At 48.3% G+C, this 21,412-nt stretch carries 24 protein-coding genes; 9 read left to right on the plus strand and 15 right to left on the minus strand.

The window, feature by feature from the left end; all coding sequences use genetic code 11:
- Positions 1 to 425 precede the first annotated feature (425 nt).
- Both IBT54_RS21210 and IBT54_RS21215 read right to left on the minus strand, forming a co-directional pair.
- Positions 426 to 788: a hypothetical protein gene (locus tag IBT54_RS21210; RefSeq protein ID WP_201252960.1), complete on the minus strand. Its 363-nt coding sequence runs from the start codon at positions 786 to 788 to the stop codon at positions 426 to 428.
- Positions 781 to 1,419 carry a ParA family protein gene (locus tag IBT54_RS21215; protein WP_116585293.1) on the minus strand — a complete coding sequence of 213 codons (639 nt, stop codon included), beginning with the start codon at positions 1,417 to 1,419 and terminating at the stop codon, positions 781 to 783. Before IBT54_RS21215 ends, IBT54_RS21210 begins: the two co-directional genes overlap by 8 nt.
- A gap of 294 nt (positions 1,420 to 1,713) precedes the next feature.
- On the opposite strand from IBT54_RS21215, the gene IBT54_RS21220 reads away from it, so the two are divergent.
- On the plus strand, positions 1,714 to 2,709 hold the full coding sequence (locus IBT54_RS21220) for a type II toxin-antitoxin system PemK/MazF family toxin (protein WP_201252961.1): 996 nt from the start codon (positions 1,714 to 1,716) through the stop codon (positions 2,707 to 2,709).
- Between the two features lie 483 nt (positions 2,710 to 3,192).
- Here the strand turns inward: IBT54_RS21220 and IBT54_RS21225 are convergent, their stop codons facing one another.
- The 3 genes from IBT54_RS21225 to IBT54_RS21235 are packed head-to-tail and all read right to left on the minus strand — an operon-like array spanning position 3,193 to position 4,967.
- The gene (locus IBT54_RS21225; RefSeq protein WP_201252962.1) at positions 3,193 to 3,966 is read right to left on the minus strand and encodes a site-specific integrase; all 774 of its coding nucleotides are present in this window, start codon (positions 3,964 to 3,966) and stop codon (positions 3,193 to 3,195) included.
- Positions 3,967 to 4,011: 45 nt separating this feature from the next.
- The gene (locus tag IBT54_RS21230) at positions 4,012 to 4,617 is read right to left on the minus strand and encodes a hypothetical protein (protein ID WP_236263590.1); all 606 of its coding nucleotides are present in this window, start codon (positions 4,615 to 4,617) and stop codon (positions 4,012 to 4,014) included.
- Positions 4,614 to 4,967: a hypothetical protein gene (locus IBT54_RS21235; protein ID WP_201252963.1), complete on the minus strand. Its 354-nt coding sequence runs from the start codon at positions 4,965 to 4,967 to the stop codon at positions 4,614 to 4,616. The genes IBT54_RS21230 and IBT54_RS21235 overlap by 4 nt, the downstream gene beginning before the upstream one ends.
- 511 nt (positions 4,968 to 5,478) lie before the next feature.
- On the opposite strand from IBT54_RS21235, the gene IBT54_RS25280 reads away from it, so the two are divergent.
- Positions 5,479 to 6,465 (plus strand): hypothetical protein, encoded by a 987-nt coding sequence (locus IBT54_RS25280; RefSeq protein WP_236263592.1) that lies wholly within the window; start codon positions 5,479 to 5,481, stop codon positions 6,463 to 6,465.
- Between the two features lie 119 nt (positions 6,466 to 6,584).
- Here the strand turns inward: IBT54_RS25280 and IBT54_RS21245 are convergent, their stop codons facing one another.
- From IBT54_RS21245 to ppl, 3 genes are all read right to left on the minus strand, one after another.
- Complete coding sequence (locus IBT54_RS21245) at positions 6,585 to 7,211, minus strand: hypothetical protein (protein WP_201252964.1); 627 nt, start codon at positions 7,209 to 7,211, stop codon at positions 6,585 to 6,587.
- A gap of 106 nt (positions 7,212 to 7,317) precedes the next feature.
- On the minus strand, positions 7,318 to 8,016 hold the full coding sequence (locus IBT54_RS21250) for a hypothetical protein (protein ID WP_201252965.1): 699 nt from the start codon (positions 8,014 to 8,016) through the stop codon (positions 7,318 to 7,320).
- A 102-nt stretch (positions 8,017 to 8,118) separates the two neighbouring features.
- Positions 8,119 to 10,800, minus strand: a complete 2,682-nt coding sequence (gene ppl / locus IBT54_RS21255; RefSeq protein ID WP_201252966.1) for an anti-phage protein Ppl — start codon at positions 10,798 to 10,800, stop codon at positions 8,119 to 8,121.
- Between the two features lie 552 nt (positions 10,801 to 11,352).
- Here ppl and IBT54_RS21260 point away from each other — a divergent pair.
- The 4 genes from IBT54_RS21260 to IBT54_RS21275 all read left to right on the plus strand — a co-directional run bounded on the left by IBT54_RS21260 (position 11,353) and on the right by IBT54_RS21275 (position 13,231).
- On the plus strand, positions 11,353 to 11,610 hold the full coding sequence (locus IBT54_RS21260; protein ID WP_201252967.1) for a hypothetical protein: 258 nt from the start codon (positions 11,353 to 11,355) through the stop codon (positions 11,608 to 11,610).
- Between the two features lie 39 nt (positions 11,611 to 11,649).
- Positions 11,650 to 11,997, plus strand: coding sequence for a hypothetical protein (locus IBT54_RS21265; protein WP_201252968.1), 348 nt, complete (start codon positions 11,650 to 11,652; stop codon positions 11,995 to 11,997).
- 21 nt (positions 11,998 to 12,018) lie between these two features.
- Positions 12,019 to 12,645, plus strand: a complete 627-nt coding sequence (locus IBT54_RS21270; protein ID WP_201252969.1) for a recombinase family protein — start codon at positions 12,019 to 12,021, stop codon at positions 12,643 to 12,645.
- Positions 12,646 to 12,934: 289 nt separating this feature from the next.
- Positions 12,935 to 13,231, plus strand: a complete 297-nt coding sequence (locus tag IBT54_RS21275; protein ID WP_201252970.1) for a hypothetical protein — start codon at positions 12,935 to 12,937, stop codon at positions 13,229 to 13,231.
- Between the two features lie 281 nt (positions 13,232 to 13,512).
- Here IBT54_RS21275 and IBT54_RS21280 read toward each other — a convergent pair whose 3' ends face one another.
- The 5 genes from IBT54_RS21280 to IBT54_RS21300 all read right to left on the minus strand — a co-directional run bounded on the left by IBT54_RS21280 (position 13,513) and on the right by IBT54_RS21300 (position 16,978).
- Positions 13,513 to 13,806: a DUF1493 family protein gene (locus tag IBT54_RS21280; RefSeq protein ID WP_201252971.1), complete on the minus strand. Its 294-nt coding sequence runs from the start codon at positions 13,804 to 13,806 to the stop codon at positions 13,513 to 13,515.
- Positions 13,800 to 14,258, minus strand: coding sequence for an STM2901 family protein (locus IBT54_RS21285; protein WP_201252972.1), 459 nt, complete (start codon positions 14,256 to 14,258; stop codon positions 13,800 to 13,802). Before IBT54_RS21285 ends, IBT54_RS21280 begins: the two co-directional genes overlap by 7 nt.
- A 149-nt stretch (positions 14,259 to 14,407) precedes the next feature.
- The gene (locus tag IBT54_RS21290) at positions 14,408 to 15,712 is read right to left on the minus strand and encodes a DUF1173 family protein (protein WP_201252973.1); all 1,305 of its coding nucleotides are present in this window, start codon (positions 15,710 to 15,712) and stop codon (positions 14,408 to 14,410) included.
- 38 nt (positions 15,713 to 15,750) lie between these two features.
- Entirely contained in the window at positions 15,751 to 16,269 is a 519-nt protein-coding gene (locus IBT54_RS21295; RefSeq protein ID WP_201252974.1) for a phospholipase D family protein, read from the minus strand.
- Between the two features lie 487 nt (positions 16,270 to 16,756).
- Positions 16,757 to 16,978, minus strand: a complete 222-nt coding sequence (locus tag IBT54_RS21300; protein WP_201252975.1) for a KTSC domain-containing protein — start codon at positions 16,976 to 16,978, stop codon at positions 16,757 to 16,759.
- 187 nt (positions 16,979 to 17,165) lie between these two features.
- Here IBT54_RS21300 and IBT54_RS21305 point away from each other — a divergent pair, with 187 nt between their 5' ends.
- From IBT54_RS21305 to IBT54_RS21315, 3 genes are all read left to right on the plus strand, one after another.
- On the plus strand, positions 17,166 to 17,369 hold the full coding sequence (locus IBT54_RS21305; RefSeq protein WP_201252976.1) for an Hha/YmoA family nucleoid-associated regulatory protein: 204 nt from the start codon (positions 17,166 to 17,168) through the stop codon (positions 17,367 to 17,369).
- A gap of 365 nt (positions 17,370 to 17,734) precedes the next feature.
- Entirely contained in the window at positions 17,735 to 18,628 is an 894-nt protein-coding gene (locus IBT54_RS21310) for a RepB family plasmid replication initiator protein (protein WP_116585305.1), read from the plus strand.
- Positions 18,629 to 18,955: 327 nt separating this feature from the next.
- A complete protein-coding gene (locus IBT54_RS21315; RefSeq protein WP_201252977.1) occupies positions 18,956 to 19,975 on the plus strand; it encodes a hypothetical protein in 1,020 nt (339 codons plus the stop codon).
- A 257-nt stretch (positions 19,976 to 20,232) separates the two neighbouring features.
- Here IBT54_RS21315 and IBT54_RS21320 read toward each other — a convergent pair whose 3' ends face one another.
- A complete protein-coding gene (locus IBT54_RS21320) occupies positions 20,233 to 20,925 on the minus strand; it encodes a hypothetical protein (protein WP_201252978.1) in 693 nt (230 codons plus the stop codon).
- A gap of 73 nt (positions 20,926 to 20,998) precedes the next feature.
- Positions 20,999 to 21,220: a hypothetical protein gene (locus IBT54_RS21325; protein WP_201252979.1), complete on the minus strand. Its 222-nt coding sequence runs from the start codon at positions 21,218 to 21,220 to the stop codon at positions 20,999 to 21,001.
- Positions 21,221 to 21,412 lie beyond the last annotated feature (192 nt).

The raw sequence follows: 21,412 nt of genomic DNA on the forward strand, positions 1-21,412 counted from the left end.
ACTTTTCTCAAATAATTCTCTTATATATCTCATAAAGTTCTATGATCTTGCTGCAAGATTGCAGATAACATGAACAGTAGGTCTGCAATTGGTTTCCTAAAAGCAGAATTTAGAAGCAAGATGACAGCAAGATAGCTGCTAGCTTGCTGCTATTTTCCTAATCAACTATCAACAAGCTATCCTCGATTTTATGCAGCAAGATTACTGCAATCTTGCTGCAATATAAAATGAACACAACAATGCACAATGAGTGAAAACAGATAGCAGCATGATTGCAGCAAGATAAACTAAATAAAATAAAAGGAACTCAAAGTAACAGAATGCAGCAAGATAGCTGCTATCTTGCAAGCAAATAAAAGCTAACTTCGGGCTTCATGCAGTAAGAATGAATTTAATCATGCTGCAATCTAGCAGCAATCTTGCTGCTAGTTATAACCCTGTTTTTCCGCATAAGCTTGCAGGGCCTTTTCCAACAGCTCAACTATTTTAAGATCTTCCTGATAGGCTATATCCCGGAAGCGCTGATCAAACTCAGCAGAAACGCGAGTCGCGAAAGGAATTGTGCGATTGGTTTTGCGCATGCTTCTGCCATCACGCTTGATATAAGGCTCTTGGACAGGTTGTTCCAGTGAAGCCCCAGCTGAAGACGGTGCTTTTGCCGCTTCAGCAATATCTGGTGCTGGCGCGACCTCTGGAGAGTTCAGACTCGTAGCGTATTCATCAGGTCCCGGAGGAGAGCCTAAACCTTTAGATTTAGATTTATTTTTCAATGCAGACAAATCAGCCATTTTGCTCTCCCACTTTGTTAATGAGAGCCTGAATCAGTTCATCAGCTCTTTCATTGAGACCTTTGTATCGGGTTTCAGTAACCGCAAGCCCTGCATTCATTGCTTTGCGGTAAGCGGGTTTTTCGAAAAGACAGCCGTCGAGAACGTCATAGCCAGCCTCTAAGATATAGGCACGAGCGTCAGCTTCTTCAGCATCAGTTCCAACCCTGCTCAATGAGAAAACGAGTTTATTGCGTGGAACGCCTTCTTTAACTAGCGCATGAAAAACTTTGATTGCTGGAACTAAGTCATCGAGTGATGCACCTGTAGGCTGCACTACAAGATCAGCCACTTTAGCAATTTCAGTCGTGCCCTTACTTGCACGAGCGGGACCATCCAAGATGAGAAGATCGACATTGTCTGCAACTGATAGTGCCTGAGAAACAGTCTTGAAAAGCTCAACTGAACAGGCAGGGGGAAGACCATTGGAAAGGCGTCTACGATGCCAGTCAGTGGTAGTAGCCTGTTCAGTATCAAGATCAGCTATTTTAGTAACAATACCTCCTGCGTTTGCCTCACGGCCAAATGCACGGGACATCGTGCTTTTACCAACACCACCTTTTTGGGAAATGAATCCGACAATCCAGGCCATACACCCTCTCAATTAAGCAGCAATCTTGCTGCAAGACAATGTATACAAAAAAATAACAGCTTTCAAATTGTTTGCTGCAACAATGTAGCATGCTACAATATTGCAGCAAGATTTTATGTGAGTTTTGATACTAATGAGCTGAATCATGAACAGCGCTAACTCAAACTAACTATATAAACAGAAAATGGATGTACACTTTAGAAGATTTTTTAAATCTAATTTTGACGCCATGAGCGTGATTAATTAATGTATAACACCATTTGATAAAGAAAATGTATTGAAAGAAGGAATACGATGGCTGCGGTAACTATAAAATACTTTCTGCTTGGCAACAAACCGCAGAATGATCGCCTCCTTGGTACTAAATCAATTGATGACATTGAAGAAGTACTTATACCCATATCTAATATGAATAAAAAAAAGATCCCCCCTTTTTTTATAACAATAAAGTTTTCGGGAAATCAATGTTTTAGATGGCGTGTTCAATATGTTCTGGGTATTGCTAAAAATATCTGGGGTATTTGGCTGACAGAGAAAGATATATCGGATGAGGTTTATTTATCGCAAACCTTGTCAATGTCAAGAAGAAGTACTGCTGCACAGGTTGCACGAAAGGGCGCTATCGTAATAGTTGAATATGGACATATATATCAATCACTTAACTTTACAAATGGTTTATCTGATAGTTCTATATATCCATGTGCAAATCAAGAAGGCGAGATGCATAAACGTAGACCGGCTATTATTGTAAGCTGCGACGCCTGGGGTGCCAAAGTTGTTCCAATCACTTCCGTGGAACCTGATGCTAGCAAAAAAAATAACGCCATATTCCAACTGGAGTCACAATCGACTCAAAACATATCCGAGTTTACACACGGACAAAACAGCTTCGCCCTCTGCGAAATGATACAGAGTGTTTCGTATAATCGGATCCTTCCACCGCTTGAAAGGAAGTGGCAAGGTACAACTCGCCAATACGTTAGAAGTCAAAGTTATCCTCGTAAACTTAGTCCCAACGATATGACCGCACTTGATAAGGGACTTTTGACAGCGATGGGTTTAGCAAACTTGCAAAAGACTAACGATAAATTCTTTGCTCAGATTCAGAGCGATAAACTTATCATTGAGGATCTGACTCAGAAACACGTAGATTCTTCACAAGAAGTTGACCAGTTAAAAGCAAAATACGCTGCCTTAAAGAAATTGTATCAAGCTATAGGTGCAGCAGATTCCGATGAGGCTGTAGAAGGTGAGGTCGATGAGTGGCTCAAAGTAGGGTTTGACGAATAGGGTTGACCTATAAGCCTTATGATGCTGTAATAGAGTCTCGGTAGGGATACGAGACGGCACTCCCCCTACGACGCTGAAAAATGCAGGCCGACGAACACAAAAGTTTGCAGTACCGAAGGCCACCTTTATCAGGTGGCCTTTTTCATTACATCAATCTTTCACCTCTCCGTAATAACCAGCCATCAGTTACATCTCAGAATCAAGAATGTAATCATTTAAAACAATCAACGAAGAAACTATCACTCTACTAAAAAAGTTTGATATTAAATAGTGCACACTTAAATCGACAACAACAAAATAACCTTAAAGATAATACCAATAGAAACAATTACAAATGATTACTATATAGAGTGTATTGTTTCTCGAATAGAAAAACACTCAAATAGCCAATTTAGGTAGCCAATTATTATATGGCCAATTTACATCGTTAACTGATATTATTGGCCTGTAAAAACAAACAGGCCAAATTAAGTATACCTTCCGTCATTCCTTCCTGAGCATTGCCACAGCCTCATTGCCCGGCATCGAAAACTGCACCCTGTGACGTGCCGCCACGTCCAGCGCAAACACCTTCGTATAGACTTCCGTTGACTTCAGGCTCTTGTGCCCCATAAGGCTCTGCAGCGCCTTCAGCGGGATCCCCGCGTAAAGCATGTGCATCGCGTAGCTGTGCCGGAAGGTGTGCGGCGTCACCGGCACCGAGAAGGTCACGCCGTCTGACGCAGCGGCCGCCACGGCTTCGTTGATCCAGGTGCGCACAGTGCGGTCGGTCACGGTCCAGAGGCGCACCTTTTCCGTCCGGCCGGTGTCAGGATTGCGCCGCTCAACCGGGATCCGCAGAGTGGCCACCATCATCTCCAGCTGGGCGATGTACTGCGGATCGGACAGCGGAACCAGCCGGTGAGGGACCACGCCGGACGGCGTACGACCCGGCCCGCGGGCGACCTTTTCGCCCCGCTGCTTCAGCGTGGCCAGCTGCACAAACGGGTGAGGCGGCGTCAGGGTGAAGTCGGCCCGCGTCAGGGCCAGCGCCTCGTTGATACGCGCGCCGGTGTTCCACATGGTGGTCAGCAGCATCTTCCGGTGCAGGTCCGGCACATAGTGCAGCAGGGCGCTGACCTCCGGCGCCAGCAGATATTTGGGTAAGTCGTCAATCAGCGCAGCCATCTGTCGCAGCGCCAGCGCAGCCGGATAATCAATGGCAACCGGAAGGTGGGCCGTGTCTTGATGAGGAATATAGGATACTGGCAAATTCACAGCTGTCTCCGGTAAGCATTAATGAGGATTTTCATAAGCGCGACATCAAGGCTGGTAGCGGGAATCGCTCATCATGTTTAAAAACAAGCTGTATGATTCAGCGATATAAGAATCCATGCAGTCAAGTTCATAACAGGCTGCTTTCATTTTCTCGCCAAACAGCCGTGTATTAATGTGGGAAATGCCGGTCAGACTGGGCTCTCCTTCCCTTGTCCGGTCATACCGGAACGCCGTTGAACCAGAATCAATGGCAATCAGTTCCTTGATGACGGCATCCGTATTACTGTGGTTGGCACGCGGAAAAGAAGGGTCAACCTTTCTGACCAGTTTTCTGGCGTGGTCCCACAGAACGTTAAGGTCGTGAACGGCCTTTGGTCCTTTAATATCCGGGTCATTTATCTGCAGCAGGCAGAGCGTGATAATTCGCTTGAGGGCGAGTTCGACATGATGCCGGTAAAGGAAAACAACAGGATAGACAAGCACATCCTGATCCCGTCCTTTGGTATCAATATGCTCTATCAGAAGTTCAGCAGCCCGCCGGTAACCGGCCGCATAAGTTGCTCCGTAATCGTGAAGCCACTCATTCAGGCATGCGTTATTGTGCCAGTCGTCATCGCCGGCAAACAGCTCCGACACAAATTCCTTTTTCATAACTGGTTAGCCCTGATTTCATCAGCCAGCGCCACAAATCCCTGATGCGCCGCCTGCAGGTACTGGCTGTAGATCCGCGCATCCCGTTCGGTCAGCCCGTCCGGGTTGCCCTCAAACCAGCGCTGCAGTACCCCGATGGCGTGCCCGTAGGTGTCCAGATCATATTCATTATCGCCGAGCTCGCCGGCGTCGCGCAGCTCCTGGCGGAACTGGGCAGACTTTTTGCTGATGATGTTGAGCCCGAGGTGAGTGGCGGCATAAAGGTTGTTTTCACCCGGCGACAAAATGGCGTTGCGGATCTTCTCAAAGGCATAGCCAAAATCATCACTGCGCTTCATTGATTCAAACATGACAGTTCTCCGGTTAATTATGAGCACCCTGCTTATTTACAGTGGTGACTGATTCTGACGTGATGGTCACTTCTGAACAGATAACTTAGCTTACCTTCAATATTCTGACAGTAAGTCTGCTTATATTCCCTTTACGAAATTACCGGAAGCCGCTCACCACTGGATCCGACTTTTTCCGTATCGGGCAGTAACCGGAAGGGTAGCACGGCGGCGGGGCGGGCGGAAGCGGGGTTTTCAGGCAGCCTTTCGCCTGACGCACCCCGTATGTTGTGTCTCAGGCATCTGAGTGAGCCACAACATGTGGGGTATTGCGCAGAAAACCGCCGGTAACGTGGGGAAGATCCGGTTCCGCCTTTTTCCGGATCTGCGCGGAAAATGAAAGGGATTAATAATAAAAAATTGACATGGTAGTAAAAAACTTACATTGTATTACCAACACTTGATTGAAGTACAAATCAATCAAGGGATACAAAACCTAACCTAAGAGTAAATTCAGAAAGAGGTCCTTGATATGGCTATTCGTGATTCATCGGAGCAAAACGAATCCCACAACACCATTTCCGTTTCGGTTAAAGGTATTCCTTCCAATCAGGGCCTGGCGCTTAAGGAAGTCTCAAAAGCCCGCGACGTTAACATGTCCACGCTTTTGCGCGAGATGGTTAACATGACAATGGGCAGCACTATCCACGTTTTTTGCGTCAAAAGTCCGATTGTTGCATCTCTGGATCAGGACATTGTCCAGTTCGTAGGGTGTTACCTGATGCCAGCCTGGAACAACGTGCCTATGGCCCCTCAGTATGAAACCGCTTACCGTGAACTACTGGGGATCCATAACGAAGACGATCTGACAAAAATCCTCCTTCGCAACGCGCAATATCTTCGTATGCGCGCCAGCCAGGTTCTGCCTCGTGGACAACAGGTCTACGGCGGCATATCCATGCATTTTGCCCTGTTCTGTGAGATCGCCGGAAGAGACGAGAAAACCATTGAGGCTTTCTGGGCAAGCGTTGCCCGCTTCTGGGGGATAGGATACCGGCGTCAGGATTATTATCATCAGATCAACCAGCTCCGCGGCATTCAGGGGCTGGAGCACGCAGTTGGTCTCAGCGAGGTCAGTGCGATGGGTGTATATGCAAGAGCTGCTATTTTTCAGCCTGAGAACAGTGAGAAGGGACTGTATCAGGTCCTGATTGCGTTGCGCACTGAAAATACCCGGGCCCTGCCTGCTGAGGCAATTGAACGTTTCACACTGCCTTACTGCAACGGCCATATTCTCGCACCAGATCCAGGTTATGGTGCGCCCGTAATTTTCCAAAATAATAATCTGGGTATGGGATACCGTTTCAAAGAGGATTCCTGTTCACTGCATCTCTACAGCATTGAAGACTCTCGTATAGGAGAAACCCAGACGCTGAGCGAAGTTGCAAATGCCCTGGTTGACAGCATTGATGAGAAGCTGCGTGCCTACGCAGCAACCATTCCGGTAAATTCTCGGTAGGAGAGTAATCAGTTTACGCCGGCGCATGAATCGCTGTGGCCAGATCATTAATGGGTTATCTACAGCAAGTAGTCAACAGTTCGGGGGCCGGGTCCCCGGACTTTCTTTCACAAGAAAGCTTACTTAAATAGAGCAATGACGCCCGCAACTGCTCCGCAAAGTACAATGAATTCTTTGAGCCAGTGCCTGACAATAAATGGCATCAGTCCCCCCCCTTTAGAGTATTTTAGGCTCCTCAATTCTAGATACCTGATTCTGAGCCTCTCACGGAAACTCTCAGAAAAATGGACACTGGTAACGCGCATATAAGTAAAATAATCACGAATCACGTTTTGCAAAACTTGCTCTGTAATTTTTTTGGGGTCTGTAAATAAAGCCCATGTAATGTGGGGGATTTTCCTGGACATTTTTTCTGATTTAAACGGATACAGAAAAATGCCTACGCTACCGTCTGCTCCCTGGGAAATCACTAATGCTGCACCACCTTCCGTTGGAAACCGCTGACCAGTTCTGTTTCCGAAAGAATCATAGGTCTGCTCAAGAGGTCCTGCAGGATGATATCCGGCAGCAAGCTGTATCTGACGTCCATGATCATTCACAGATACGTACAGTGTCTCGAAAAAACCCGCCTGCTCTGCCTGAAGAATGACTTTCTGAAAAAATTCTTCAGCCAGCTTTCTGTGCACGCCCCAGTTGATGTCTTTGTACCATCGTTTTAACTGGGACTGTTCCTTCCTGAAATTCATCTGTAATGCTCACTTTCAAATTCTAATCTGGGTCGATTTATCAATAGAATTCTCTACGCGCTGACCTCAATACCATTGTCTGGTGTTGTGGAGGCTGCTCGACAGTTCATAAGTTATACTCTTCAGAATTGATGCTGCACTTAGATCGGATAACATTTCTGATGCACCGCATTCTGACTTTCTGAAGTGTACGTACTGCCGAAAAGTCCCCTTCAGAAAGAGGGGATGACGGAAAACCACACTGTCGCCTCAGCTTTCGGGCTACTGAGGCAGCACGCAGACCCGCCGGAGCCACTGACTCTCCGCGGATTTGTAAAATAGCGTGACTGTCCATGCCATATGACAGATGGTCAGTATGGTTAATGATGCGCACCAGGGCATCCTGCAGCATAACGGGGATCTCCCTCGTTCGAAACATGTCACGTTCATTCAGCGTTCGCCAGTCTCCGGCCACATTTCCAAAGCTGATTTCTGGAACCTCGCACGAGGGGATCAGAACTTCCTGTTTTCCCTTAGCGGGCAGCTCCCGTGGAATACCCTTATCAAGAGCCACACTGGCACATTCCACAGCAAATGCTTCAAGAATAAATATAAGTTCTGTGGAAATGAAATGACGCTCCCGCCTGCGAAGCCTCTCGTCATTATCCTGTTGCAATTCCCTCTGGCGTTTGTGAGCCTGAGCATCCCTTTCTAATGTGAGGTTATGACTCTGTCGGATTGAACGTAAAGCGATGAATGCCGGAACGGAGGTACTTATCAAGAGGGTCAAAATCTGTGTCCAGTTAATACCAGAAAGTCCGTTCATTTCCCCCCCTTAGGTTTTATAAGAATCAATTTCTCGCACAAGGCAGGCCGGTGTGTTTTGCTCAGGTGCTTCTCGGCGAAAGCGTAAAGGCCACGGCATCGTTCAGCTGAGAATACGTTCGTAACGCGATCGAAATGCTTTTTCTCCACCTTCCATCTGACGGCAGATCAGCTCTTTCATTTCCTTTTCCTGGAGCGCACCGCAGAGGCTTGGGCTCAGACCGGCCCGGTCATGCTTCATACTGATCACATACTCTGCATCGCCGTTCACTACTATTGGAGCAGAATGCGACACAATGACCAGCTGTCGACGCTTTTTATTGGCAGCAATGGCAGGAATGACGCTCTGACTCAGCATCAGACAGTCCAGATCGTCCTCGGGCTGATCAAGGATAAGTGGGTCAGTTCCGTAGGAGAGCAGGAACTGCAGCATACTCGCCCCCTTCTGACCAGGAGAGGCAGACGTGATGTCTTCCATGTTTCCACTTGGTGCACGATACTTTATGTAGATTCCGTCATCGGGATACCAGCACATAAGGGAGTCCAGAGCTTCATCTGACATCCCACGGATCCTGTTAGCAAAAGCACCGTGAAGATCATGCACTGCCGTAATCTCATTGTGTTTCAAATCAAAATGTAACTTTTTCACCTTATCAAGAAGCGCATATTTCGCGTCGGTGTCGGCCGGAACGGGCCGAAATGGCCGGTGGGCTATGAATTCTTTAAGAAGGCCGCTCTGCGCTTCAGAATCATATATACGTTCAGAATAACTGGTTATTCCGGTAGCCTTCTGATAGCCCGAGACAGCAATATCACTGGAAGCGAACAGTGGTAAAACCTTTATCTCTAGTTCCTGAAGTTCAAGAGATGACAGAAATTGTCGCCGGCTCTCAGTAAGTGCTTTCCGGTGCTGACGCATTTCATTGAGTAAACTACTGATACGCTCTTGTGATGCGGCAGTGGCATCCTCAAGGCCGGTATACTCTTTGAGCGAGCTACGCAGGCGTTCGCACCGCTCCATCAGTTGATCCAGCGTATCCGGATTGAGGCCCTTTTCGCGCAGAGAAGCAGCCTCACGGTCAACATTTTCCTTCTCACTCAGGACTACAGCATGCAGAGCCGCAAGATGCTCGCCATCCCTGATGCCCCTGACCGCTGCACCGGCACTATTAAGGAGATCCCTGATGCCATGTTCAAAAGACTGCTGTGCGCCTGAAATTAACGCGCTAATCTCTTTCAGGCTCACAGATGGGTTGCTGTCAGGATGTTTATCCTCAGTTGCAGTGCCACTCTGCGCCTCAACGGAAGAGATGTGGTCTTCAAAACGCTGCAGTGCGGCGGTGGCTTCTGACAGTTCCTGCTCTGCCGCGGCCAGCCGTTGCCGAACAGGATAATAGTCACTCTCACTTAGCTGGCTGACGGCACGTTCAGCATCTGCAAGTTCGCCTTTAAGTGACGATTCACTTTGCTGACTGGCCAGGTATCCTCGCAGGGTCGTTCGCTCATTTTTAAAATCCCTTTCCAGCTGCCCCCACCGTTCAGACCATGCGCGTTTGTTCACTTCAGAACTTTCATCACACACCCTGAGAAAAGACTCATTGTCAGATGCAAGCTCATAGAGCATCTTCTGGCTGAACACGGAAACAGGGAAACGATCGGCTGACCAGTGAGCGTCCTCTTGCCACTCACCGTCAGTCCAGTTGTGAAGCTGATGGACATGCTCCGGTCTCCAGCTCAGTCTAAAATCAGTGCCGTCCTTCCGGTATATACATTCGATTACTGAGTCAGCGGCCATCCCTTTACCAACCTCGCTGAAAGCATCCAGTACGCCTTTCTGAGAGGCAGACAGTCCTGAGGTTTTACGCATGGCGAGGCGCACACTTTCGATCAGTGTTGACTTTCCGCTTCCCCGCGAACCTATAACGGCATTGTAGAAAGGGCTGAATTTCACATCTGCGGTCCCGCCATCCACTGGACAGCAGAGACGTGTGCGTAGTTTGAGACTGCGCAACTGAAGAGCAGGTTCTTCAGGAGGCGGTGTGTCAAAAAGGATGCAGTTATCGTGATCAAGAAGTGCATGCCGTAGTCCGTCAAAATCCGGCCGTGACATTTTCACCCAGCATGAACGTGAGCCTGCGTGATCGGGATGGTGTGCATCAGAACCACGTAATTTAGGGAGATTACCAATAAGCCGCAGGTGAGTTCCGTTTGTGATACCGGAAAGGTCATGCCTGATTTCTACTGCATGTGGCTGTGCATGGAAAGCCGCTTCAAGCTCTCCCTGGTTAGTCATTGTCAGGATGCCCTTTGGCGCATCTATGTGCGCGAGTATGCACAGGGCTTCAGGATTAAGACGTATTTTACTGATGATCCCGGCCGGTCCGAGCTGGAGAACAAGCTGATGATTCGGCTGCTCCCGGCGGTGCGGGGAATTACTACACTGCCCGATGAGCCTTTCCACATCCGCGCTGCCCCTTTCTGTATGAAAAACAGCCAGAATGTGCACATTTCCGGTTGCCGTAAGCTCTACGCCAGGAAAAAGTGTAAGCGGCCTGTATCCCTCTATTGCTCCGGTCTGCGCCTCAATACTCATCCGCTGAAGTTCAGTTTTCAGCGGATCGATGCGTGCTCCGCTGTTGTGATCGCTGATCACGACACAGTCCACCTTCTTTCTCATATAAGCGAGAAGCCACTCACGGTCTGACAGTTCAGGAATTGCATAATCATCGGAGGCAGGAGTGTGATTATGAAAATCGAACTTATACCATCTTGAACCCACAGTCATAGACCGTTTTCCTTGTAGCCTTCATTCTGGACTCAATGAAAAGCAAAAATGTGATAATGAAATATTTTGTCATGAATATACTTTTTTTATATCAACTTTCCTACAGTTTCTCTTACCAAAAATAATACCTCTGTGGATAAAAAACCGTCTTTTGCCCTGCCTTTAAGTAAAAATACCAAAGAGAATTAACCGATTTTTAAGCAGACTGTCTTTATCTGGAACCTTTCACTAATTTTTTAGAAATGGGGGCCTGCTTCATATCGCTATGTTTGAAAAAATGGGTATCTAAATCTCATCTGATCAAGTACATGAGTTACAAGCGGGCTGTCCTAAGGGAAGTAAATATCCGGATAAAAATAAATTCTGTCGGATCATGGCACTTCGATAAGCGTCTGAGAGAAATGAACTGCCGCTTTATAACGGCCAGTCAGAATGACATTCAACATAAGTTTTCGACTCGTTAAACCCTGACGGGGTATTAGTACAGAAATACAGCCAATTAGAGTATACTCAAAATAGCCTAAAGCCGACCTTAAAAGAAAGGGGTATTGAATGTTTCAGGCAAAAACGAAAACTTTTTCGGGAAGAGTTGAACGCGTTGTTCATGTGGCCACGATCAACGAGGTTAACCTGATGCTGTATGGCGTTCTGCTTTCAGGGGAGCCGGAATGGCTGCGCATCTGCACAACCGAGATTAAGAATGCCGAGAAAATAGCGTTTCTCAGCCCGAACGCTCACGTTGAAATCAGGGTGCGCGGCGACATTGCTGTCAGGGGGACGACATACATGGAATTTCACTCCCTCAGTTAACATCGTTTACCCGTATTAAAAACATTCCCGGAGAACGCAGTGAAACCCTTCAGCCATTTAGTAAACCATCCACTGGATGAAACCTATCTCAGTCCTCCGGGAGACTTCTGTGCGGAGGGGGAACTGCCAGCAGAGGAGACTGAGGTGCGTCAGGCGCTTACAGCCATGTATGTTCTGACAAACCGCCTGATGAACATCAGCTTATGGGACCGTCTTTTAAGAACCCGTAAATACTCGTCAGCCAGCCGTTCGGCGACAGAGGCACAGCGGAAGCTGATGGCGCTTGTGAACAGTACGCCCTTACACAAAGCCGCGCTGAGGCGCATTGTGAGTGACATGCCTGAAGACAACGGCGGCCGGGAAGCGCTCAGGGATTATTTACGCTAAGAGGGTGGGGTCGCTAAACCTATGCAGATTGCACGTATTTATCTTCGCGTCAGTACGGATGAACAGGAACTGACACGGCAGAACAGCATTATTGAAGATGCCCGCGGCAGGGGATTTTATGTAGCCGGCGTCTATAAAGAGAAAGCATCGGGTGCCAGGGCAGATCGGCCTGAACTCCAGCGCATGATTGCCGACCTGCAACCCGGGGAAGTGGTCGTGGCTGAGAAAATTGACCGCATCAGCCGTCTTCCACTTACGGAGGCCGAGCAGCTGATCGGCTCGATAAAGGCTAAGGGGGCAAAGCTGGCCATCCCCGGCATAGTGGATTTGTCCGAGCTGGCCATAAGCCAGGACGGCGTGGCCAGAATCGTGCTTGAATCCGTCCAGGACATGCTGCTTAAGGTTGCCCTGCAGACGGCGCGTGACGACTACGAAATCCGAAGGGAAAGACAGCGGCAGGGCGTTGAGCTGGCAAAGGCGTCGGGTAAGTACAAAGGGCGAAAGCCAGATAATAAAACGCACGAGCGTATTATTGCGCTTCGTGAATCCGGCATGACGATTGAACGGACCGCCACCCTGGCAGGCTGCAGCATAAGCCAGGTAAAACGTATCTGGTCGATATACAAGGCAGATAAATCCGGTCAGTAGTTAAACATTAATAAGGCTGCATTGCGGAGAGGGGGACAGAAATGTCAATTTTACCAGGCAGTGTGTTTGTGGCCGGTCGTGAGCAGGCAGAACGTGTCGCAGCGCCGCTGCGGTCAAAGGGCATCGAGGCCCGGAGGACAAGCAGCATACAGACCGGGTCGGAAAGTGTTGACGGCTAATTCGCTACAGGTTTGACAAAAGAGGCAGTCTGTCAAATGGCCCGTAAATCACGAAATGGCGCATGATGAGTGCAGTTAACGGCGGCAACAGGCCGCATCAAGGAGAAGGTATGTCAACAGGCTGGATAATCACGACTGCGGTATTCATCTGGTTCGTTATTTCCCTGTCGGGGCTGATGTCCAACGGCGGGTTCCGGGCGGGCACCACGCAGCCGTATGTGTTCATACAGGGGTGCGGGTTTGCAATGGGGTTCGTCGGGGCGGGAATTTTTTTGCTGTTTTATTACCCCCGCGCTGCTTACGTCCTGTTTGCGGTCGCGGTACTCACCGTATTTACGGGCTGGCGCGAGCTGAAAAAGTCAGAGAAAGAGCTGGCTCGCCGGGCACGCGAGGAAAAGCAGAGCTGAACGCCAGAATAATCACGAAATAGCCCGAAAATAACCAAATGGTGCACCCTGTCAGACATCGCCAGCGCAGCCGCTGAACATAACGAAGACGTCTGTATGAAGACCTGGCCCGTTCATCGTGTACGGATATCCCAGGGTGCTACAACAGCGTTCTCAGGTAGGCGAAAATGATGGCATTTCAAATGTTCCTGCCACCTCACAGTACCATCATCGGCTCTGGCCACTTTCCGCAAAGTTTCATGCCTTAACGCTGATAACTGTCGTCTCTGGCTTCTTGCACATCAGTCATAGCACCATCGCCTGGCCCGGGCTGACTCGATCAGCATCCCGATGGTAAGGGGAATGGCCTCACGGGGGTTTTTCGGATAGTAGAGGCTGAACATGACCTGATCAGAATCCATTCCAAACGCATCAAAGACGTTTTGCAGACATTCCGCCGCATCTTCCGGGTCAAGCTTCATGTCCAGATTTAGCGACATTCCGGGCGTAAGTGTTTTTTTCCGGAACGTCAGCAGGGAACGGCCGTTCCACGGCTCAATGAGCGCCATCACACGCGCCTGTGTCTCATCTACCATAACTTATCCTCCCCGCGGGCGATGGTGTTATACCGGTTGACCGTGTGAAAGCTGATATCGGCAACATCTCTGGCCAGAATCACCCAGCCCACGACAGGGACCGCACGCCCTATAAAAGTGCTTAGCTTGTGTGTCCATCGTATACGCGCCGTCCACGGTGGATATCCTCCTACGACAGTGGGGAGCTGAATGCCGAAGGGGAACTTGGCTGTCCGGAATACTCTGCGCGCAGCACGTGAAGCGTAGGATGTGCCCTTTTCCGCATCGCGGGGTTTTGCGCGGGTCGTCAGGACATTACGGCCTGAGAGGACAGCTACGATCGCCCCGAAGTCATCTATTCCCAGCTGTTCGGCAACTTCTTCACAAAAAATGATGAAAAAGAGTTCACCGGCGGTCAGGTTCGGTCTGCCCGCGTAGAAATAGGTGTCATTGAGTTCTTCAGTCGTGTCCACTGCCTGCTCCCATTTGTTCTGACTGAGCTGTTTTCCTGAAGCGTGAGTGAAGATACCCCTGACAGTGACGACTGACAACCTGACGGTCAGGCACAGAATCATGAATTGCAGACAGCCACCTTATGATCCTGCAGATGACTTTCACCGTTTCATGCAGGGGGAAATGCCGGCATCTCTGACCTGTCGGCAGCATCCCAGTACCACCAGTTACCCGGTCCGTATTCCCTGTCGTAATGGTCCGTTTTCACCTGCTTACGCTGCAGGTACTCAGGCGTGTTCATGCCGAAGACTTCCACCGGCAGCGCATCCACGCCGGGAACATCCTTAAGCACAAAGTCCGGAAACACGTCTTCCTCACCGTCGTAGCGCAGCGGCTTGATGAAGGCACGTTTTTCCTGCCAGAGCCGGTCTTCAACCATTCCCTCATAGCCCGAATCCAGCGGAATAAAGCGGGGGCTGACCGTCATCAGCGCCACGTCGATGACCGTGCTGCAGCTGAACGGCCGGTTGCGTCCGTCAGTGTGTCTGAACGTCGTTTCGGGCGGCTCCGTTTCCGCAATGACCACGACCTTCATACCCCGGCGCCAGTCGCCCAGCTCGCGGCCAAAGCTCCTCTCCAGGCGCAGGCGCACGTCTTCCGGCAGCACCAGGTCAGGGAAGCCGAAAAACAGCCCCAGCGGCAGCGTTGTCTGCAGCCGTGCTTCCGCAGCCTCATTCCAGCTGGCCAGCACGGATACCACAATGAGCCGCCGTTGGTTCTTTTCGGCTACTCTCATGTGCTCCCAGTTTGAAATGACCTGCGGCGTGCCCTTCATGGCCATGAGCAGCAGCGACTCCTCCAGTGGCACGCGGCCGACGCGTATCCGGCCCGCCGTCTGCTGCAGACGCCAGCTTACCCAGCCGGGCGTGCGTTTCTTTTTGTCGAAGGCGGGGTGCCAGACGTTGATGCCGGACTGTTCCCACAGCAGGTGAAGCAGCCCCAGCAGACGCATCGAGGGACGCCGTTTGCGCTTTACAGGCTCATCAACAGACACGTCTTCAGCCGGCTTTAAATCTGACGGGGCCTTTTTCTGAAGGCCGGTAGGCAATCTGACCACGATGGTCCCGTCCGAAGCCGAGCGGACCGCATCGCCCTGATAAATCTCCGCCTGCCGTTCGTCTGACCACACCGAATAAAACCGGCAGTCCGGCTTGTGTTCATTACCTGTAAAGGCATATGAAGAGAGCCAGCAGCGTTCAGTCTCCTGAGAATAATGCACTTTCAAGCGGCGTCTGACGGGGTCGGTCTCTGCCGGCAGGCAGCTGCAGGTGACCACCGTGGTCTTTTTGTTGTCGCGGGCATGCTTCAGCCAGCGCTGCCAGACAGGCGTTTCGTTCTGCTGAAAAGCTTCTGACGCCTCGTGCTGGCCACGCTGACCGGTGAAGTAAACCGGATACACTTTTTTCTTGGTCATATACAGTCCACCTCACCGGCAATATTAATTATATTTTTTTAACGGCTGCACTGTACAGGCGATGATTCCGCCCAGAGCCGGTTAAATTCATCCTGATACTGCTTACTCACTGGCAAACTGTCTCTGATAACCAGCGCATTTTCAGCATTACGCTTTTCCGCCGACGAGGTGTAATTAAAAGAGCCTGTCTGCACGCCGTTATTTCCTGTCACGATAAATTTGTTATGCATAATACTGTACTGCGCATCTGTCCTGACCTGTATACCTGAACAGGCCAGTTCATTAACCAGCGACCAGCGGTCGTGACTTTTCTTTTCGTCGGCCACTAATCTTACAGGGACACCGCGGCGCGAGAGCTGCACAAGCGCCTCTTCCACAGGCTCACTGGTAAATTCGTAAGCAGCCACGTCAGCAGAACCCGTAGCAGAACGGATGAAGCTGATGATGAGTTCCTGAGCAGTACCGCCCGGTGAAAAACCCGCCTGCAGGTCTGTTCCGGAACAGGAAAAAAAAGGCAGTGTAAAAAAAAGCAGACAGAAAAGATTTGTTTTTTTCATTATTTATTCATCCTGTTTAATTAGAAGTTAATAATACATCTGACGAGATCAATAAATAAACAAATTATTTTCACAGCTAAAGAATTTTAATAACTTATAACAATTATCGACTGAAGTAATGAATCCCCGCTCCGATAATCTGAACAACAGATACGGAGAGGATAATATGAACCAGTTTCATGAAATTAATTTACTGACATCACGTGGTGATATTAATGGTGCGCTGTCGCTGATAAATGGCTGGAGCGAAAGTGTTGCGCGCAAGATCATGAAAAAGGCCGGATATCCTGTGCCCTCAGAAAAAGGACGTGCTTTCTGGTTGTGGGTCCAGCAGACGCTGATGCAGGCCGCACGTAATAAACGCTGTGGCTACCAGCACCGGTTCTCACATTCGTTCAGCCGTGTAAGGTCTGAGGCAGAAACTCACTACGAAGATTATGCGAGGATGATGGCTGAACTGAGCGGGAAAAATGAACCTCAATCCCTCTCAGAAAGTCAGCTTCCCGCGAAGGGAAGTGTAGTGCCCGTCGATACAGCTCCGGAAGTAGGCATCCGGATCTCTGGCCCTGCAGAAGGTGTGGTAAACTTTGACCGGAACGCCCAACCAGCGGCGACTGCTTCCGTTAATGTACTCCAGTTCGAGAAGGCCACTGGTTGCATCGTAACGCACAAGACTGAAAATCGAAGAATCAATAGAATGCGGTTTCATGTTACGGCGGATTCCCTCCTGTCATGTCCGGGATTGGTCAAGCGCTCTCAGGACTTTGAAACACAGGCCCGTTCTCGTTTGTCCGTATTACGAATCATTTTAAACGTTGCAGTTATTTCACTCAGCAAATTTCTTTTTGTTTATGGCACATCCCGTGTCACGAGCTCTCACTTATTTAAGGCAAGGTATGACAAAAACAGACTGGTTGATGAAATTCAGGCGTTGCCGTTCGATGGACACGCTGGAGACCGTGTACGAACACCTGAAGTACGAAGGCGATCCAAAAGAAGACTATGCGATGACTTCAGCATACGATCACCGTAAAGCTGAACTGACAGTGGGTAAGCTGTTTGACCGCGTGCCGGTTCATGTCTGGAAATTGGTAAGCTGATAATTCTAAACGGTTATGAGTAAGCCTTTACCGGTAACGGAAATCGCATTCGCAAATTTTTTGCGTGTGCGATTTTCGTTGAACAAGCCGAAGGCGCGTTAGAAAAAACACTTATCCACATATCCACTGGATAGATCAATTCTTTAGTTCATATATAGATCACTTTAAGATCAAATAAGATCACAGAGTCTGTAAGTTACTGTCTTTACTGTCAAAATGTAACTTTTAGGCGGTCACTTTCATAATAAAAGCGGTTATATTCATAAAAAAGGCGTTTACTTTCATAAGTAAGGCGGTTACTTTCATAAATCTGAGGCGGTCACTTTCATAAAACCGGATGTCATTATCATTTTAGGTGTGAGTAAATGGAAAAAGAGCAGGAAAACATACACATAGACAGTCCTTTTTCTATTGTAAAAAAAGAATCAAACACAAGTTATGAACTGGTGCCTACCAGTAATAAATCAGTTCAGCCCGTTGCCCTCCTGCGTTTGAGCGTGTTTACACCGGTTGCTCCAAAAGAAAAGGGGAAACGCGACTTTTTAATAGATGCTTCAGAAGAACTCTCCAGCCTGGAAGTAGCACGGCAGGAAGGGTACACAGACATTAAAATTCAGGGTGCTAAGCTCAGTATGTCAACGGACTTCAAGACTTGGGTTGGAATAATTTCTGCCTTTTCCAAATACGGCTACAACAGTGAAAAGATTACATTACCGTTCTCAGAGTTTGCTCGCATGTGTGGTCTGAAGCCTACTGATATCAACGGCCGTGCCAGAGCGCGTTTACACGATTCACTTTTTAACCTATCCAGTGTAACCCTATCTTTTCGTGGAAAAAATGCAAAGAAATCCCTCGTAACTCACCTTGTACAGCGAGCTGTGCTCAACTATGAAACCGATCAGGTTGAGATAGTTGGCGACAGCAGTCTGTGGGAACTTTATCGGTATGACCATAAAGTTTTGCTTGGTTTGAAAGCTCTCTCAGAACTGTCAAGGAAAGAGGCTGCTCAGTCTCTCTACGTATATCTTGAAAGTATGCCTGGAGGTACGCTTTACATATCAATGAGAAGATTTCGCGAACGCCTGGCGCTTGAATCTCAGATAAAAGATCAAAACGCTATCATACGGCGTGCTTTAGCCGATTTAGTCAGAATTGGATATCTTGATTTCAATGAGTACAAAAAAGGCCGTGAAATCATGTTTGTAATCAATAGCAGGTCACCAAAGCTACAGCGCCTGGCGTTGAACAGCGCAGATTAGGCGGTTACTTTCATAACCAGATTCATTCAGGCGTCTACTTTCATAAGTATCATCTTGCTGGATAGGGTTCTTCCATAAAATTACCCTGCTTTCAGCCCATGTAAGGTGCACTGATTATGAAAGTAGACGCTTATTGCTCTGTCTTTATGAAAGCAGACTACCCTTACATGACATTTGAGCACTGGATTATGAAAGTAGCCACCTGAGCTGAAGGATCTGGGCATGTGAATGCCATAAGTCTCTCTGGCAAGCTAACTGTGGGGGTTGTTATGTGCGGACGATTAGCCCAGTACAGTAGCAGAGATGAATATATAGTAGGAGTAAACGTTGGAAAAACCACCTGAAGAACTCAGCGTATCGCACTTGAGCCATTTGATGGCCGAAGCCGCACGAGCTTTTGCTGATTTAAAGTTCACCCTCGATACACAAGCAAGGTACTCTCGTGGATGTATTCCCGATGATCTTCACGGGCCAATGCCATACGGTGAATATGGCCCGCACTCTGCTACAGATTTCTTTTCAGCTATCATGCCTTTTCTGCCCAGAGATCTGTCATCAAGAAAAGGAAAAATCTGCAAAGTACCGGTCGCAAATACACTGGGCTGCAGCTGGAGATGGTGGCCCGGATCTGATATGTCCGCAGAGGAGGAAGAGAGGATCAGATTGTATATATCTTCTAAACACGATATCAACGACACTGCATACATGTGGATTCCAGAGTTAGGTATCTGTCTTCCCAGCGAGGGGAAAAACCGCGTAAATTTTTGCCGATATCATCGTATCGAAACTATTACTGCATGTATTTATGTTAACCACTATCCTCAACCGGACAGGATCAAGATTTATGACCTGAAAATTGCAGGCGGAAGAGAAACATGGGCAGTTCTTGATGAACAATATGTTCAAAAAATAAGTCACTTTGTTTATGCGCTTCCCTTGCTCCGTGCGTATGGTGTCAAGATTGAGAGCGAGTGGCCGGTAACATCACCTCCGTTGTATAAAGTTCTTAAGTTTGCAAAAGACTGCTCAATTACATCGAAGTTCCACCGCGAAGTGATTGATTTGGTTGCCGTACGTGAAAAGCTTAATGATGCAGCTAGAAAATTAGCTCAGGGTGAAGAATGGGTGAGGGGGAGTATCCTGGATTTGCCTGTCTACAGGAAATATGTATATTTCTCAGCTTTATCTGTAGTTTTAACTGTGTTTTCAGTTTTTGTAATTATCTTCAGACAATCTAATTATTCTGGCGTTTTTGTTTCTATCTTCATGATTTTATTCAGCGTTATTATGTTCTTTATAGTGCCTATATTTAAATTTCGCAGGAAAAGCTTAGCGGGTAAGTCCTGACAATCTGATAGGGAAGGTCTGTTTTAAAAGGAACTTATATTGCAGCTTTTAGTATGATACATAGCCCTAATTCTTGTCCCAAAGCAGCCAGAACGTAACGACTATGACTGTGACCGCAAATATTGCTGTTGAACCCCACGCGTAAGCAGGCCAGTAATTCACAGCAAGTACTCCGAAACCGATAATGAGTATTGCCGGAATAAGCGTGCTTGCAAAGTATGTCAGCTGCGTGCGCAACCATCTTTTAAAAAAACTAATCATCTGATAATCCGTACAATGTCGTCAGCTATGTCCTTGTCTGTTCGCGAGGAATTTATGCTGTGCGCATTTCGGCTTATAACCGGTTCAACAATAAAATAGAACATCTCCAGTTTTTCAGCATAGAGAGCAGAGTAGTATCGCGGATTTTGGTTTTTAAGACGGTTTGCTGCATCTGCGGCCATCTGCACATACCCGTAATAGCTCACCAGGGTTATACTTGCAGCGGAAACTTTTGCGAGGTTTCTAGTTGCGCTCATCCTGATCCCAATACTGTAGCTGGCGGCCATCGCGATAGAATAGGCCAGAGCCTGGTTTGTCAACGAACCTGAAGCTATTGTGACTCCCATACCGATCAGTATCTTCCTGATACGGGTTATGCGTTCTGACGTCAATCCCTGAAGCAGCTGGTTGACGTAAATCTCAAGCATTTTTCTGACAACGTGGTGCTCTTTAACCAGCTGGCCAATGGCTTCCATAAACCGGACATCTTCGTGTTTCTGATCTTTACACACGTCCTGATAGTTATCAGTAAAACATGATGTGTAAAATACCAGACGTCTGGCTCCGAGCTGAATGCGGTTTGCCTGTTCAAGTACTTCATCTTTCACGCCACTCAGAGCCTTATCGAGACGCACTCCGAAAAGACTGTCTGCCTGCATTTTATTGATAATATCTGTGTTGCTGATCATTTAGTCTTTTGCCAGAAGTTATTATGAAATAAAGTCCATTAAAACGTATTTTAGCAGGCAAGAAAAATCTGGCTTAAGTTGGTGGGTCCATCATCTGCTCGATGGCAAAGATGAGAGCGGGTTCAACCTCAGCATCCCGCTCCAGCCGTGTCCTGAGCAAAAGCATAAGATCACGTTTGATCTCTTCGCGGCTGATTACGTCGCCATCACTCGCTTTCCTCAGACAAACCATGCCGGTGAGTCTGCAAGCTTCCCGGTAAGTAGACTGAACTTCGTCATCATCAACGCTCTGCATGAGGATATCTCCTGCACTGAATCAGGTTTTATGCGCGACAGCGCATGAAGGCGCCAGCTGATGCCCGCCGGGGTGAACTGGCCACATGGCGCCGGTAGCCCGGCGAAGCCGGTTACGGTTTGATAGATTCTGCCTGTCGGGCACTTCGTCCTGCAAAGCCAAACCCGCTTCCCGTCGCACGAAAGCCACTGT

Source organism: Pantoea sp. S62 (assembly GCF_016658625.1).
Lineage (GTDB): Bacteria > Pseudomonadota > Gammaproteobacteria > Enterobacterales > Enterobacteriaceae > Pantoea > Pantoea vagans.

Bases quoted from the DNA above. Each gene is read 5' to 3' on its own strand.
- IBT54_RS21260 (WP_201252967.1), top strand. From the start codon at position 11,353: ATGTTTCAGGCAAAAACGAAAACTTTTTCGGGAAGAGTTGAACGCGTT.
- IBT54_RS21235 (WP_201252963.1), bottom strand. From the start codon at position 4,967: ATGTTTGAATCAATGAAGCGCAGTGATGATTTTGGCTATGCCTTTGAG.
- IBT54_RS21210 (WP_201252960.1), bottom strand. From the start codon at position 788: ATGGCTGATTTGTCTGCATTGAAAAATAAATCTAAATCTAAAGGTTTA.
- IBT54_RS21220 (WP_201252961.1), top strand. From the start codon at position 1,714: ATGGCTGCGGTAACTATAAAATACTTTCTGCTTGGCAACAAACCGCAG.
- IBT54_RS21305 (WP_201252976.1), top strand. From the start codon at position 17,166: ATGACAAAAACAGACTGGTTGATGAAATTCAGGCGTTGCCGTTCGATG.
- IBT54_RS21300 (WP_201252975.1), bottom strand. From the start codon at position 16,978: ATGAAACCGCATTCTATTGATTCTTCGATTTTCAGTCTTGTGCGTTAC.
- IBT54_RS21275 (WP_201252970.1), top strand. From the start codon at position 12,935: ATGTCAACAGGCTGGATAATCACGACTGCGGTATTCATCTGGTTCGTT.
- IBT54_RS21290 (WP_201252973.1), bottom strand. From the start codon at position 15,712: ATGACCAAGAAAAAAGTGTATCCGGTTTACTTCACCGGTCAGCGTGGC.
- IBT54_RS21295 (WP_201252974.1), bottom strand. From the start codon at position 16,269: ATGAAAAAAACAAATCTTTTCTGTCTGCTTTTTTTTACACTGCCTTTT.
- IBT54_RS21245 (WP_201252964.1), bottom strand. From the start codon at position 7,211: ATGAATTTCAGGAAGGAACAGTCCCAGTTAAAACGATGGTACAAAGAC.
- IBT54_RS21310 (WP_116585305.1), top strand. From the start codon at position 17,735: ATGGAAAAAGAGCAGGAAAACATACACATAGACAGTCCTTTTTCTATT.
- IBT54_RS21320 (WP_201252978.1), bottom strand. From the start codon at position 20,925: ATGATCAGCAACACAGATATTATCAATAAAATGCAGGCAGACAGTCTT.
- IBT54_RS21325 (WP_201252979.1), bottom strand. From the start codon at position 21,220: ATGCAGAGCGTTGATGATGACGAAGTTCAGTCTACTTACCGGGAAGCT.
- IBT54_RS21250 (WP_201252965.1), bottom strand. From the start codon at position 8,016: ATGAACGGACTTTCTGGTATTAACTGGACACAGATTTTGACCCTCTTG.
- ppl (WP_201252966.1), bottom strand. From the start codon at position 10,800: ATGACTGTGGGTTCAAGATGGTATAAGTTCGATTTTCATAATCACACT.
- IBT54_RS21215 (WP_116585293.1), bottom strand. From the start codon at position 1,419: ATGGCCTGGATTGTCGGATTCATTTCCCAAAAAGGTGGTGTTGGTAAA.
- IBT54_RS21270 (WP_201252969.1), top strand. From the start codon at position 12,019: ATGCAGATTGCACGTATTTATCTTCGCGTCAGTACGGATGAACAGGAA.
- IBT54_RS21230 (WP_236263590.1), bottom strand. From the start codon at position 4,617: ATGAAAAAGGAATTTGTGTCGGAGCTGTTTGCCGGCGATGACGACTGG.
- IBT54_RS25280 (WP_236263592.1), top strand. From the start codon at position 5,479: ATGGCTATTCGTGATTCATCGGAGCAAAACGAATCCCACAACACCATT.
- IBT54_RS21280 (WP_201252971.1), bottom strand. From the start codon at position 13,806: ATGGTAGATGAGACACAGGCGCGTGTGATGGCGCTCATTGAGCCGTGG.